General features: G+C 51.3%; 14 protein-coding genes. 5 read left to right on the plus strand and 9 right to left on the minus strand.

The annotated features are described in order from the left end of the window. Nucleotides 1–31 precede the first annotated feature (31 nt). A complete protein-coding gene (locus tag ACSF8W_RS15530; RefSeq protein WP_500848130.1) occupies nt 32–802 on the minus strand; it encodes an ABC transporter permease in 771 nt (256 codons plus the stop codon). Next, entirely contained in the window at nt 799–1,743 is a 945-nt protein-coding gene (locus ACSF8W_RS15535; protein ID WP_500848131.1) for an ABC transporter ATP-binding protein, read from the minus strand. Before ACSF8W_RS15535 ends, ACSF8W_RS15530 begins: the two co-directional genes overlap by 4 nt. A gap of 218 nt (nt 1,744–1,961) precedes the next feature. Between ACSF8W_RS15535 and can the strand changes: the two genes are divergently transcribed. Then, nucleotides 1,962–2,627 carry a carbonate dehydratase gene (gene can, locus ACSF8W_RS15540; protein ID WP_500848132.1) on the plus strand — a complete coding sequence of 222 codons (666 nt, stop codon included), beginning with the start codon at nt 1,962–1,964 and terminating at the stop codon, nt 2,625–2,627. A gap of 84 nt (nt 2,628–2,711) precedes the next feature. On the opposite strand, the gene hpt is transcribed toward can, so the two are convergent. Further along, the gene (gene hpt, locus ACSF8W_RS15545; protein WP_500848133.1) at nt 2,712–3,245 is read right to left on the minus strand and encodes a hypoxanthine phosphoribosyltransferase; all 534 of its coding nucleotides are present in this window, start codon (nt 3,243–3,245) and stop codon (nt 2,712–2,714) included. Nucleotides 3,246–3,469: 224 nt separating this feature from the next. Between hpt and ACSF8W_RS15550 the strand changes: the two genes are divergently transcribed. Then, the gene (locus ACSF8W_RS15550; protein ID WP_500848134.1) at nt 3,470–4,060 is read left to right on the plus strand and encodes a TetR/AcrR family transcriptional regulator; all 591 of its coding nucleotides are present in this window, start codon (nt 3,470–3,472) and stop codon (nt 4,058–4,060) included. A 99-nt stretch (nt 4,061–4,159) separates the two neighbouring features. On the opposite strand, the gene ACSF8W_RS15555 is transcribed toward ACSF8W_RS15550, so the two are convergent. The 6 genes from ACSF8W_RS15555 to ACSF8W_RS15580 all read right to left on the minus strand — a co-directional run bounded on the left by ACSF8W_RS15555 (nt 4,160) and on the right by ACSF8W_RS15580 (nt 10,363). Next, nucleotides 4,160–5,221, minus strand: coding sequence for an ABC transporter ATP-binding protein (locus tag ACSF8W_RS15555; RefSeq protein ID WP_500848135.1), 1,062 nt, complete (start codon nt 5,219–5,221; stop codon nt 4,160–4,162). Beyond that, nucleotides 5,221–6,849, minus strand: coding sequence for an ABC transporter permease (locus tag ACSF8W_RS15560; RefSeq protein ID WP_500848136.1), 1,629 nt, complete (start codon nt 6,847–6,849; stop codon nt 5,221–5,223). The genes ACSF8W_RS15555 and ACSF8W_RS15560 overlap by 1 nt, the downstream gene beginning before the upstream one ends. Before the next feature lie 182 nt (nt 6,850–7,031). Continuing rightward, entirely contained in the window at nt 7,032–8,045 is a 1,014-nt protein-coding gene (locus tag ACSF8W_RS15565) for a Fe(3+) ABC transporter substrate-binding protein (RefSeq protein ID WP_428476547.1), read from the minus strand. Nucleotides 8,046–8,212: 167 nt separating this feature from the next. After that, nucleotides 8,213–9,442, minus strand: coding sequence for an ammonium transporter (locus ACSF8W_RS15570; RefSeq protein ID WP_500848137.1), 1,230 nt, complete (start codon nt 9,440–9,442; stop codon nt 8,213–8,215). Between the two features lie 24 nt (nt 9,443–9,466). Further along, nucleotides 9,467–9,805: a P-II family nitrogen regulator gene (gene glnK, locus ACSF8W_RS15575; protein ID WP_428476545.1), complete on the minus strand. Its 339-nt coding sequence runs from the start codon at nt 9,803–9,805 to the stop codon at nt 9,467–9,469. 189 nt (nt 9,806–9,994) lie between these two features. Beyond that, entirely contained in the window at nt 9,995–10,363 is a 369-nt protein-coding gene (locus ACSF8W_RS15580) for a YacL family protein (protein ID WP_500848138.1), read from the minus strand. 118 nt (nt 10,364–10,481) lie between these two features. Here ACSF8W_RS15580 and ACSF8W_RS15585 point away from each other — a divergent pair, with 118 nt between their 5' ends. From ACSF8W_RS15585 to ACSF8W_RS15595, 3 genes are all read left to right on the plus strand, one after another. Continuing rightward, on the plus strand, nt 10,482–11,618 hold the full coding sequence (locus ACSF8W_RS15585) for a sugar diacid recognition domain-containing protein (RefSeq protein ID WP_500848139.1): 1,137 nt from the start codon (nt 10,482–10,484) through the stop codon (nt 11,616–11,618). 153 nt (nt 11,619–11,771) lie between these two features. Further along, the gene (locus ACSF8W_RS15590) at nt 11,772–13,037 is read left to right on the plus strand and encodes a GntP family permease (protein WP_500848140.1); all 1,266 of its coding nucleotides are present in this window, start codon (nt 11,772–11,774) and stop codon (nt 13,035–13,037) included. Between the two features lie 10 nt (nt 13,038–13,047). Beyond that, nucleotides 13,048–14,184, plus strand: a complete 1,137-nt coding sequence (locus ACSF8W_RS15595) for a glycerate kinase (protein ID WP_500848141.1) — start codon at nt 13,048–13,050, stop codon at nt 14,182–14,184. Nucleotides 14,185–14,192 lie beyond the last annotated feature (8 nt).

The following is a 14,192-nucleotide window of genomic DNA, read 5'->3' on the forward strand; positions in this document are numbered from 1 at the left end:
CCGTCTTTCATGGCGCAGTGCTGATAAAACGCTAGGCACGCAAACCAATACCACGAGAGATCAGATAATAGGCCACCGCATATAACGCGATAATAAATCCGGCCAGTACGGCAAATGACGTCCCAATACCGACATCCGACACCCCAAGAAAGCCATAGCGAAACGCATTGACCATGTACACGATCGGATTAAGTTTCGACACCCCTTGCCAAAATTCAGGCAACAAACTCAACGAGTAAAACACCCCGCCTAAATAGGTCAGCGGCGTGAGCACAAAGGTCGGAATAATACTGATATCGTCAAAGGTTTTGGCAAACACCGCATTGATCAAACCGCCCAATGAGAACACGGTGGCGGTCAGTATCACAGTCGCGATCACCACGCCCCAATGGGTGATCTGCAAATCCACAAAGAACATCGACACCAAGGTGACAATACAACCGACGCCCACCCCACGCAGCACCCCACCGCCGACATAACCGGCAATGATAATGGCGTTCGGCACCGGGGCGACCAGCAATTCTTCAATATTGTGCTGGAACTTGGCACTGAAGAACGACGACGCCACATTCGAATACGAGTTAGTGATCACCGACATCATGATCAACCCCGGCACAATGTAGGCCATGTAACTGAAGCCGCCCATGTCGCCGATCCGACTGCCAATTAAGTTACCAAAAATGATGAAATACAAGGTCATGGTAATCGCAGGCGGCACCATGGTTTGCACCCAGATCCGGGCAAAACGGTGCACTTCTTTGGTGATCAGACTCGTAAACGCAATCCAGTACAAACGGTTCATGAACGCGCTCCTTTCGTTTTATCATCGTGATCAGTGGCATTCGCCACCAGCGCCACAAACAGCTCTTCCAAGCGGTTGGCTTTATTGCGCATCGACAACACGTCAATACCCTGTGCGGTCAGCAGGCCAAATACACGGTTCAACCCCTCGCCTTTAGGGATATCAATTTCCAGCGTGTGATTGTCCGGCAAACGCCAAATCACCCCCGACAAATCCGGCTTATGGCCGTGCAGTTGTACATCCAGAATGAAGGTTTCGACTTCCAGTTTACCCAGCAAGGCTTTCATCGAAGTGTGCTCAATCAACTCGCCGTGATTGATGATGCCGATATTGCGACACAGCATCTCTGCTTCTTCCAAGTAATGGGTCGTCAAAATGATCGTGACCCCTTGCTGGTTGATCGTGCGTAAAAACGTCCACATCGAACGACGCAATTCGATATCAACCCCAGCGGTAGGCTCATCCAATATCAACAAACGCGGTTCATGCATCAGCGCACGGGCAATCATCAAACGCCGCTTCATGCCGCCCGACAGGTTACGCGCCCGTTCATGGCGTTTCCCCCACAAGTCCAATTGCGACAGGTACTTTTGTGCCCGCTCTTTCGCAACGGCCCGTTCCACGCCGTAAAAGCCCGCTTGATTCAAGACGATTTGCTCCACCGTCTCAAACTGGTTGAAGTTAAACTCTTGCGGTACCAGCCCAAGCTGACGTTTGGCCGCCACGGTGTGTGTGTCGAGGTCATACCCAAAGACTTTCACTTCGCCATCGGTTTTATTCACCAGTGAGCTAATGATACCGATGGTGGTGGATTTACCGGCCCCATTCGGGCCAAGCAACGCGAAGAAATCCCCCTCATTAACACACAGACACATATTTTTCAGTGCATTAACCCCGTTTTTATAGGTTTTGTTTACATTTTTTATTTCCAATGCGTTCATAAAATGCGATCTTAATGTTATCGAATGTGAACAGACCAACTACTCCGATTTGCTGAGTGAGCAGTTTGTGTATAGTGATGCCGGTTTGTATATCTGCCCGTATTGCAGCCAGTACGGGTAGATATGTAAATTGATCACGCCGCACGCCCTTTTAGACCGACAAATTGTCGAATAATTATGCGCTTCGGTATACGACTGTATCAAATAAAGGCATCATCATGGCAGATATTGAAAAGCTCTTCGCAAATAACGTTTCATGGTCTGAAAACATCAAGGAAGACACGCCTGAGTTCTTTACCCATCTCGCGAAGGCGCAGCGCCCCGAGTACCTCTGGATTGGCTGTGCCGATAGTCGCGTACCTGCTGAACGCCTCACAGGCCTTGATTCTGGCGAGCTATTTGTTCACCGTAACGTGGCCAACCAAGTCATCCACACCGATCTGAACTGCCTGTCAGTGGTGCAATACGCGGTAGATGTGTTGAAAGTTCGCCATATCATTGTGTGTGGTCACTATGGCTGTGGTGGCGTCACCGCCGCGATTGAAAACCCACAACTGGGCTTGATCAATAACTGGCTGCTGCACATCCGTGATTTATACATGAAGCACCGCTCTGACTTGGGTCAGTTACCGCGTGAAGCGTGGGATGACAAGCTGTGTGAAATTAACGTGGCCAGCCAGGTGTATAACCTGGGGAACTCGACCATCATGCAACAGGCATGGGAACGCGGACAGAACGTAAAAATCCACGGTTGGATTTACGGGATTGATAATGGGGTGCTGCAAGATCTTGGGGTGACGGCCACCAGCCGCGAATCGTTAGAAGTGTCCTACCAAGCCGCGATGGCAGAGATCCTGCCTCATAAGCCGAGCAATCATAAGTAAGCGTTGATCATCCGCGACAAACACAAGACACAAAAAAAGCGACGGTATCCGTCGCTTTTTTCATTTCTCAGGTCACGAAACGCATTAACCTTCGATTGGCACCACTTTACCGATGTAAGGCAGGTGACGGTATTTTTGTGCGTAGTCGATACCCACGCCTACCACGAATTCATCTGGGATCGCAAAACCGACCCACTTCACGTCAACGTCTACTTCGCGACGCTCAGGCTTATCCAGCAGCGTACAGATGTTGATAGAATTCGGCTCACGTAATGACAGAATTTCACGCACTTTATTAAGGGTATTACCGGTATCAATAATATCTTCTACCAACAACACGTCTTTGCCTTTGATGTCGTCATCTAAGTCTTTCAGGATGCGTACATCACGGCTGCTTAGCATCGTGTTGCCGTAGCTTGATGCCGTCATGAAGTCGACTTCATGAGGAAGCTCAATCGCGCGAGCCAAATCGGCCATGAACACAAACGATCCACGTAGCAGGCCAACCATGACTAAGTTCTCTGAACCTTTGTAGTGCTCAGTGATTTGTTTTCCAAGTTCATTTACGCGTGCCTGAACATCCTGCTCAGAAATCATTACTTCAATGGTATGTTTCATCTTTATCTCCATCAGTACGACTGCACCAGTCGCCTGTCGGCTAGCGGTCAAACGGAGGCCTATTCTACCATCCCTAATCAGGAATAGTTATTTTATCGAACCTGTCAACCATATGACACACATTGATTAAAACTCAATTGAATACCATTTATCGCTCCTGTACAGTGAGTGCCAGAGATAAATCATAATCAGAATAATTATTTTCGAGCTAGGGAATCAACGACATGGATACGATCGTAAAGAAAACAAGGACGCGCCTTTCTCCAGAAAAACGAAAAGAGCAATTATTACGTTTTGCCATGGATGTGTTTGCACGCCGTGGTATTGGCCGTGCGGGTCACGCAGATATTGCGGACATGGCTGGGGTGTCAGTCGCGACCGTCTTTAATTATTTTCCCACCCGTGAAGCCTTGGTGGAACAAGTGCTCGTCCAAGTGGATCAGCATTTTAAAGACATGCTCACCGAGTCACTCAACAACGAACAAGCGTTTAAATCGCAGCTATGCAACATGTGCTATCGCTTGATTGATGAAGTGATTGAACAACAAGATTGGGTCAAAGTGTGGTTTGAGTGGAGCACATCCGTCCGTGATGAGATCTGGCCGCAGTTTGTCAGCAACAACCAAAAGAACTTCACGTTTATTGCCGAGAAATTTGTGGCGGCACAACTACCGGGAGAGCTATCGCCGAAAGAGCGCGCATGGCAATTCCAAGGCTTGTGTTACGTGTTGTACTTACAAACGAATATCACCCCGAACCGTGAAGAGATGCAAATGCAAGCCGATCTTCATATCGATGCACTCTTAGCGAAATAGTCGCCCTCCCATCACGTTCGTGGTACTTTTTTCAGGCCAGCTCTTTGATGTGCTGGCCTGTTTTTTCTTCATGCTATGCACTGGCAAGCGGGGCAATCGCTAGCTGGCTGATGCAAAGACCACCGGCTCATGCGGCTCAACCGTGACCGACACGCGTTCCCCTTCCTGCAACACCAAATGCGAGTTCACCAGCAAGTGATGCCCTTGGTATTCCACGGTATAACGGCAACTGTCACCCATAAAGAGCACTTCTCGGATCACCGCTTCGCCATCCTGATCAGGCGCAACCCGCAGATTTTGCGGGCGTAGCAACCATTCCACATTGCCGTCACGGTTGTCTTCACACCCGCTATCAGCGTGGCGATCCGCGGCATTCACGGCAATCGGCCCAAACGGGGTCGACAAGGTCGCATCCGGTGCCCACTGAACCGGCAAATACGACCCACTGCCAAGAAACTCAGCCACAAAGCGGCTGCTTGGCTGGTAATACAACTCGGTCGCCGTTCCAAATTGCTCAATGACGCCGTGATTCATGACGGCCATACGATCGGCAAATGCGAACGCTTCTTCGCGGCTATGGGTCACAAAAATCGCTGTCACCCCCTGCTTTTTGAAGATACGGCGGATCTCTTTGATCAATGAATGGCGGACTTGGGTATCAATGTTAGAAAACGGTTCATCCAACAAAATCAAATCCGGCTCACACGCCAAGGCACGGGCTATCGCCACACGTTGCTGCTGCCCACCGGATAACTGGTGCGGGTAACGATCATCCAACCCCGACAGGTGCACGAGTTCCAGCATTTCTTGTGTTTTTGCGTTGGCTTTAGCCTTGTTCCAGTCCCGCAAACCAAACGCGATATTCTCTGCCACCGTCAAATGCGGGAACAAGGCGTAGTCTTGAAAGATCATGCCGATGTTGCGCTTCTCCGGCGGCAGCCACACCCCGTCACCGACAATCAGGCGATCCTGAATGCGGATCTCCCCCTGAGCCAACGGCAACAAGCCGGCAATGGCCTTGAGCAAGGTGGTTTTACCGCACCCACTCGCCCCCAGCAAACAGACAATTTCATTCTCTTGCACTGGCAGTGACAAGTTATCCAAGACAGCCTGCCCATGATAATGACAGGTTAAATACTTAACAGATAATGCATGGCTCATCAGTGGGGTTGCTCCAAAGAACGGTTAACCATGATCAAGGGGATCAGGCCAACGATAACAAGTAAAATCGCCGGTAGCGCGGCCAGCTCGAGTTGCTCATCCGAGGCGAAATTGAACACATACGTCGCCAGCGTTTCAAAGTTGAACGGGCGCAATAACAGGGCCGCATTGAGCTCTTTCATCGACTCAATAAACACCAATAGCCCAGCAATCAAACAACCACGGCGGATCAACGGCAAATGAATACGGCGCAGCATCTGAAAATCAGCAAAGCCCATGGTTTTTGATGCCATATCCAGTGATGGCGGGATCTTAGCCAGGCTACTCTCCACACTGCCAATCGCGACCGCGGCAAAGCGCACCACAAAGGCAAATACCAGCGCGAACATGGTGCCAGACAAAATCAGTCCCGGACGCCCTAGCCCGTAGTGCAAGGTAAAATCATTGATCCAGTGATCGGCCTGTGTCAGCGGGATCATCACCCCGATTGCCAGTACCGTCCCCGGCACCGCATACCCCAACGAGGCCATACGCAACGGGACGGCCGTGACATGGCGGCCGTCTAATCGGCGGTAGAAATTGACAATTAACGCCACGGCAACCGCGATCACCGCGGCCAGTAGTGAAACATATAAACTGTTCAGGCCATATTGCTGAAATTCTGGGGTCCAGCTTTGTGCAAAGTAATGCCACGCGTAATAAGCCAACTGCAACACCGGCAGGAGAAACGCGGCGGCCACCAACCCCCAACACCAGCCCAACGCAAGCGTTTTTTTGACGCCTGACAAGGCATAGCGCATGTCGTCGCCGTGCTCAAATTCACGCTGAAACAGCTTCTGCTTACGGCGACTGAAACGCTCGGCGCTGATCAACACAAAGATCACTAACAGCATAATGGCGGAGATTTTGGCGGCGGCATTCAAATTGGAGTAGCCGAGCCAGGTGTCATACACCGCGGTGGTCAGGGTATTGACGGCAAAATAGCTGACTGTACCAAAGTCCCCCAGCGTTTCCATCGCCACCAAAGACAAACCAACCGCAATGGACGGGCGGGCTAACGGTAATGAGATACGGCGGAAACTGTCCCACGGTGTACAACGCAACAGGCGGGCTGATTGCAGTAAGCTTGCACTTTGCTCCATGAACGCAGCGCGTGCCAACAGGTAGACATACGGATACAACACCAGCGCCAGCACCACACAGGCACCACCGAGTGAACGAATAGACGGGAACCAGTAGTCATGCACACTGTGCCAACCAAACACGTCACGCAGGAAGATTTGTATCGGACCGGCATAATCAAACCAATCGGTATAGATATAACCGATGATGTAACCGGGCATGGCTAACGGCAAGACAAGTGCCCATTGCAGCACCCGCTCACCGGGTACGCGGCACATTGCCATGATCCACGCGGCAGGCACACCGAACAGCAGTGCCAGCACCATGGTGCCCAGTACCAACCAAACGGTATTGAGGGTGTAGGTGGCCATCACCGTTTGCATCAAATGGGCAAACACACTATCAGTCTGACCGATAGCCGTATGGAAAATGGCCAAAATCGGCAAAACCAGCAGCAGGGAAAAGCCCCAACCGCTGGTTCGCCAGAAGATAAATTTTTCTTTCATGGCTAATTACTTCGTACTCTTTGCCATTACAAGGACCAACAGGATCACGCCGATCTCGGTGGTACCACTATGCGTTAATCCCTGTGCCGACGGCACCGAGAAAAAAGACACTACCACAGATTATTGGATAAAGTACGCCGCCTAAGCACAAATGGGGCTGAACGCCCCATTTTTATGTGTTACTACAGATCAAACTTCACTTCATCAAGCAACTTGATTGCGCTGTTATGATACTGCGCTAACTTGTCCAGTGACACATCATCGGCAGTGAACTCACCCCATGATGCGACTAAATCGGAACGCTTCACGCCCACTTTCACTGGGTATTCGTAGTTCACTTCTGCGTACATTTGCTGCGCTTTTGAATCGGTCAAAAACTCCATCAGCTTCTGCGCATTGGCTTTATTGGGTGCGTATTTCGCCATGGCCATACCACTCACGTTAACGTGGGTACCATTGGCTTTCTGACCAGGGAAATCAATGTAGACTGATTCTGCCCAGGCTTTTTGCTTGTCGTCGTTAACCATCTTGCCGAGGTAGTAGCTGTTACCGATCGCCAAGTCACACAAGCCTTCTTTCACCGCTTTCACCTGCCCACGGTCATTGCCTTGTGGCTTGCGAGCAAGGTTATTTTTTAGGCCTTCCAACCATGTTTTGGTTTCTGCTTCACCGTAGTGAGCAATCATGGCTGACACCAATGACACATTGTATGGGTGCTTACCTGAACGGGTACAAATTTTGCCTTTCCACTCTGGTTTGGCCAAATCCAAATAGTCAAAATCTGCAGGTAGATGGCCAACACGATCGCGTGACGAGTACACGTTACGGGTACGTAGCGTTAGGGCAAACCACTCGTCTTCGTTATCGCGAAACTGAGCCGGTACATTCTTATCAATCACTTTGCTGTCAACCGGTTGTACCAGTTGCTTATCAGACAGTTCCACCAAACGGCTAATATCAGTCGTTAGGATCACATCCGCCGGGCTGTATTTCCCTTCTTGCTGCAGCTTCTCCGTCAACCCTTTCTTGGCAAACTTGACGTTCACTTTGATGCCGGTTTCGTCCGTGAATTCTTTGAACATCGGTTCAACTAAGAATGGCTGACGGTAGGAATACACATTCACTTCGTCCGCTGCCACTGCAGCGTGAGGTGCCGCCAAGCCCAAAAACATGGCCGATGCCAACAGCTTTTTCATCTGATACCTTCCCTTCTTCCTTTAAACGCAAAACTGAATGATAAGTGTTATCAATATCGTTGTAATTATACTGTAGTCTTTCCTCAACACAATATGCAATAACAGCCAAAACAAAAAAACGCCACCTTTCGGCAGCGTTTTTGTAACGTAACGTATGGTTTTGTAAATTATTTCACATTCATAAATTCAGGGTAGGCATCAATACCACAGTCATGCAAATCCATCCCTTCTATCTCTTCTTCTTCGGTCACTCGGATACCGATGGTGTACTTCAACACCGCCCACACCGCCAAGCTCGCGCCGAATACCCAAGCAAAAATGACCCCGGCGCCCAATAACTGTGTACTAAACGCCGCATCCGCATTATTAAACGGCACGACCATCAAGCCAAAGAAACCACACACACCGTGTACTGAAATCGCACCGACAGGATCATCAATTTTTATCTTGTCTAAGCCTACGATGCTAAAGACCACTAAGGCACCGGCAACCACACCGATAACCACAGCAAAAACGGGAGACGGCGACAGCGGGTCAGCGGTAATGGCAACAAGGCCAGCCAATGCACCGTTCAAAATCATGGTCAGATCCGCTTTACCCCATGTGGTTTTACACACAGCCAGTGCAGCAATCGCCCCCGCAGCGGCAGCAGCATTGGTGTTCAAGAAGATTTGACCTACCGCCGTCGCATTTTCAAAATCCGACACCATCAGCTGTGAACCACCGTTAAAACCAAACCAGCCGAACCACAAGATGAAGGTACCCAAGGTCGCTAATGGCATGTTTGACCCTGGAATAGGGTGAACCGCCCCGTTCTTGCCGTACTTACCACGGCGTGCGCCCAGTAATAACACCCCGGCTAACGCTGCCGACGCACCGGCCATGTGCACAATCCCTGAGCCCGCAAAATCACTGAAACCCGCTTCTGCCAAGAAGCCACCACCCCATGTCCAATAGCCTTCTATCGGGTAGATAAAGGCCGTAAGTACCACTGAGAACAACAAGAACGCCCACAGCTTCATACGCTCCGCCACCGCGCCAGAGACCACTGACATCGCCGTTGCGACAAACACCACTTGGAAGAAGAAGTCTGATTCCAGCGAGTGATCCGCGCCTTCAGCTTGCGAGCCGATCAGCGCGCCAAACGACGGTAACCAGCCCCCTTCGGTGTTACCCACATACATGATGTTATAACCGACCAATAAAAAGGTGGTACACGCAATGGCGTAGAGACAGATGTTTTTGGTCAAAATTTCCGTGGTGTTTTTTGAACGTACCAAGCCCGCTTCCAGCATGGCAAAACCGGCGGCCATCCACATCACCAAGGCACCCGAAATTAAAAAGAAGAAGGTGTCAAGCGCGTAACGCAGCTCAGTCACCGTGGTCGCTAATTCCATAATATTGTCCTCTCCATCCTGAGGTTAAAGGGCTTCTAAGTCAGTTTCACCGGTACGGATCCGCACCGCATGCTCGAGGTCGTAGACGAAGATTTTGCCATCGCCTATTTTGCCTGTTTGTGCCGCTTTACTGATGGCCTCAATCACCGCATCCATGTTGTCGGCTTGCGTGGCGATCTCCAGTTTCACTTTCGGGAGAAAATCCACTTGGTATTCCGCCCCCCGATAGAGTTCGGTATGCCCTTTCTGACGACCGAAGCCTTTCACCTCAGAGACGGTCATCCCTTCAATGCCCACATCCGCCAATGCTTCACGGACATCATCTAACTTAAAGGGTTTTATGATTGCGCTAATAATCTTCATTGCCTGCTCCTAAATAAGAATTCCATCTCACTCAAAGTTAGTAACAAACAAACAACGTGCCAACTTTTTTACTCGTTTAATTACAGCAACTTATGGGCATGGCATCCCCTAAAAAAAAAAGGCCGCACCATGACGGTGCAGCCTTTTCACTAAAACGACGCAGATGCCCGACGATCGCGCCTTATGGGCTCAGAATCGGGTCACAAATGCTCGCCAAGCATCTAATACCTGTGCGAGATCTTCAAAGCCACACAACGACATGGCTTCTTCATCGTAAAAATCCATGTTGTCTTCAAGCTCGGTATCATCTTCAGAAAACAGGTAGTTAGCTTGTACTAGCGCTTCATTGTCTTGTAGGATCAAGGTTAATTCATCCCCGACCAAGCGCCACTCTTGGGTACTGTTTTTTAATGCACCAAGTTGAGTCATCACTTGATCCATCAGCGTAAAGTCTTTGCCTATCGCTTCCACCAGCCAACGGCCTAGCACTTCATGTCCCATAGAGAAGATGGCATGGTAGCTCCCATCAAGGGTATTTTTCTTGAACTCGTAATCCATCGCATCCTCTGGTTTTTCGGTCGGTGATCTTGATCCCGATAATGGTAAACTGAATGGCGGCGAGTCTGTTTGCCACGCCCCCGTGCCGGAGCGCACATTTTCAGGATCTGACACCAAAATGCAACTCAATGCGACCATCGCTCGCCAAATCGTCGAACGAGCAATGAAAATCATCCACCACTCGGTGAATGTCATGGACGAACACGGCAGGATCATCGGCTCTGGCGATCCTTCTCGCCTCAACCAACGCCATGAAGGGGCTATTCTCGCCCTGAATGATAACCGGGTGGTAGAAATTGACCTTGGCACGGCACAGCAACTCAAAGGGGTAAAACCGGGGATCAACCTGCCGATCGTCTTTCAGCATCACACCATTGGCGTGGTCGGTATTTCCGGTGCACCGGATCAGGTCCGCAATTATGGTGAGCTGGTTAAGATGACCGCCGAGTTGATTATCGAGCAAGAAGCCTTGATGTCACAGGTGCAATGGAATAAACGCCACCGTGAAGAGTTGGTATTGCAGTTGATCAAAGACACCGAGCTGAACGAAGCCCAACTGCTTTCTATCGCACAAAAACTGGATTTGGATCTCGCCCAGCCACGCATCGCCACTATCGTAAAAGTGATCCCGTCAGCCGGTGAAGCCCTCTCACTGGAGCATTTACAACGCATGGTACACCTGCTGGAATACCCCGAGCGGGATAACTTAGTCGGTATTGTCTCGGTGTCGATGAATGAAATCGTGGTGCTCAAGCCCATCACGTTGGAAGCCGATGGCTGGTCAAAAACATTGGAACAAAAACGGGTCAGTAAATTGATGCAGCGGGTAGAAAAAGAAAGCCACTTTTCCATTCGCATCGCTTTAGGGGAATACTTCCCCGGCTTGCAGGGGCTGGCGCGTTCTTTCCAAACCGCACAGGCCACCCTGGCTTCTGCCACCACCGAGGACAGCGTGTTGTTCTACCAAGATCACCTGCTGCCCGTGCTATTCCATGGGCTCAAGCAAGATCCGTGGCGCTATGATCAACTCACCGCCCCACTGGTCAAACTGCAGCAGCACGACCCACGCGGTATCTTACTCAAAACCCTGTCGGTATTTTTTGCACAGAATTGTGACTTAGCTCAAACCTGCCAAACCCTCTATATTCACCGTAATACCCTACGCTATCGCCTCGATCAAATAGAGCAAATAACACAGTTAAAATTCAATAACATAAGCGATAAAACACGCCTCTATCTCGCGCTGACCTGTTAAGCCCATTCGCCACCTTTTGTGCAGTTGCACAATTTTAACCACTCAGGGTAAGGATTTTTCGTTACCCTGCCTAAAGCTATATCCCGCGTTCCACAGTACATTCCTCGCCAATCACGATTGTCCTTTTTATTTTCTCTTTACGTGGATATGAACATGGTAGAAGTCTCAACTCTCGGCGCACTGGCGGCGCTCGTTGTTGCCATCAGCTTGATCTTAAAGAAAGTCCCACCCGCCTACGGCATGATCATTGGTGCCCTTATCGGCGGTATCGTCGGCGGCGTCTCCCTGACTGACACCGTGAACCTGATGATTGGTGGCGCGCAAGGCATTGTCACGGCAGTATTGCGTATTTTGGCGGCCGGCGTGCTGGCTGGGGTATTGATTGAGTCGGGTGCGGCCACCTCGATTGCGGAAACCATCGTGAAAAAAGTCGGTGAGACCCGCGCCTTGTTCGCGCTGGCTGTCGCGACCATGATCCTGACGGCCGTTGGCGTGTTTGTGGATGTGGCGGTGATCACCGTGGCACCGATTGCACTGGCGATTGCACACCGTGCGGATCTGTCCAAGATGGCGATCCTGCTGGCGATGGTCGGCGGCGGTAAAGCCGGTAACGTGATGTCACCCAACCCGAATGCCATTGCTGCAGCCGATGCCTTCAACGTGCCGCTAACATCTGTGATGGCAGCTGGTGTGATCCCGGGGTTATTCGGCATGCTGTTTGCGTACTTCCTGGCGAAAAAACTGGTTAACCGTGGCAGCAAAGTGCAGCAACACGAAGTGGTGACCGTTGACCAAAGTCGTTTACCGTCGTTTGGTGCTGCGATTGTCGCACCATTGATTGCCATTGCCCTGCTGGCACTGCGCCCTATCGCGGGCATTAACGTTGACCCACTGATCGCTCTACCACTGGGTGGCTTGGTCGGTGCGGTTGTCATGGGCCGCTTCCGTGACACCAACCACTTTGCCGTATCCGGTTTGACCCGCATGGCACCTGTGGCCGTTATGCTACTGGGGACGGGTACCCTAGCCGGTATCATTGCTAACTCTGGCTTAAAAACAGGCCTGATTGACGTGCTAACAGCGTCTGGCCTGCCGTCTTACTTACTGGCGCCTATTTCTGGTGCCATGATGTCACTGGCGACCGCGTCTACCACCGCAGGCACAGCCGTAGCGGCGAGCGTATTTAGCCACACGATTTTGGAATTAGGCGTGCCGGCGCTAGCGGGTGCCGCGATGATCCACGCCGGTGCGACTGTCTTTGACCATATGCCTCACGGCAGTTTCTTCCATGCCACGGGCGGTGCCGTCCACATGGATATGAAAGAGCGCTTAAAGCTGATCCCTTACGAATCAGCGGTCGGCCTGATGATTGCCACCGTCTCAACCCTCATCTTCGGTGTCTTTGGTTTCTTCGTTTAAGGATTACGTCATGAAAATTATTATTGCTCCCGATTCATACAAAGAAAGCCTGACTGCGATGGACGTTGCGGTGGCGATTGAAGCCGGTTTCCGTCACGTGCTGCCGGATGCCCAATACATTAAGTTGCCAATGGCAGATGGTGGCGAAGGCACCGTGCAATCACTGGTCGATGCCACTGGTGGCCACATTGTGGCACATACTGTGACCGGTCCACTGGGTGAGCAGGTTGAGGCATTCTATGGTGTGATGGGTGACGGCAAAACTGCCGTGATTGAAATGGCGGCCGCGTCTGGCATTCATCTTGTCACCCCAGAACAGCGTAACCCGTTGATCACCACCACCTTCGGTACCGGTGAACTGATCACCGCGGTCTTAGACCAAGACGTTGAGCACATCATTATCGGGATTGGTGGCAGTGCGACCAACGATGGCGGTTTAGGCATGGCGCAAGCATTAGGCTTTAAATTGCTTGATGCCGATGGCCAACCACTCGGCTTTGGCGGCGGCGAACTGGCGCGTCTGGCGACCATTGATGCTTCTCAGGTCGACCCTCGCTTGGCCCAAGTAAAGCTGGAAGTGGCGTGTGATGTAGACAACCCATTGTGCGGCCCGAAAGGCGCCTCTCACGTGTTTGGCCCACAAAAGGGCGCGACACCGGAGATGGTTGAACAGTTGGATGCCAACCTGTCCCACTATGCTGACATCATTCGCGCCCAGTTAGGCCGCGATGTCAAAGACATGCCGGGCGCGGGCGCGGCGGGCGGTCTGGGCGCAGCACTGCTGGGTCTGTTGAACGCTGACTTGCGCCCGGGCATTGAAATCGTGATGGACGCGGTGGATCTGGCCAGCATTGTCGAAGACGCGGATTTGGTGATCACCGGTGAAGGCCGTATCGACAGCCAAACCATTCACGGCAAAACGCCGATTGGGGTTGCCCGTACGGCGAAACGCTTTAACGTGCCGGTCATTGGCATCGCGGGTTGCCTGTCGACAGACTGCCATGTGGTGCATGATCACGGCATTGATGCCGTCTTCAGTGTGGTACCTCGCTCGGTAAGTTTGGCGGAAGCGCTACGTGATGCGGCGGAAAACGTTGAGCAGACGGCTCGCAATGTGGCGGCCATGCTGCAAATCACACTGCGCTAATTGCGGCG

It is taken from the genome of Photobacterium sp. 270122K, from assembly GCF_059941365.1.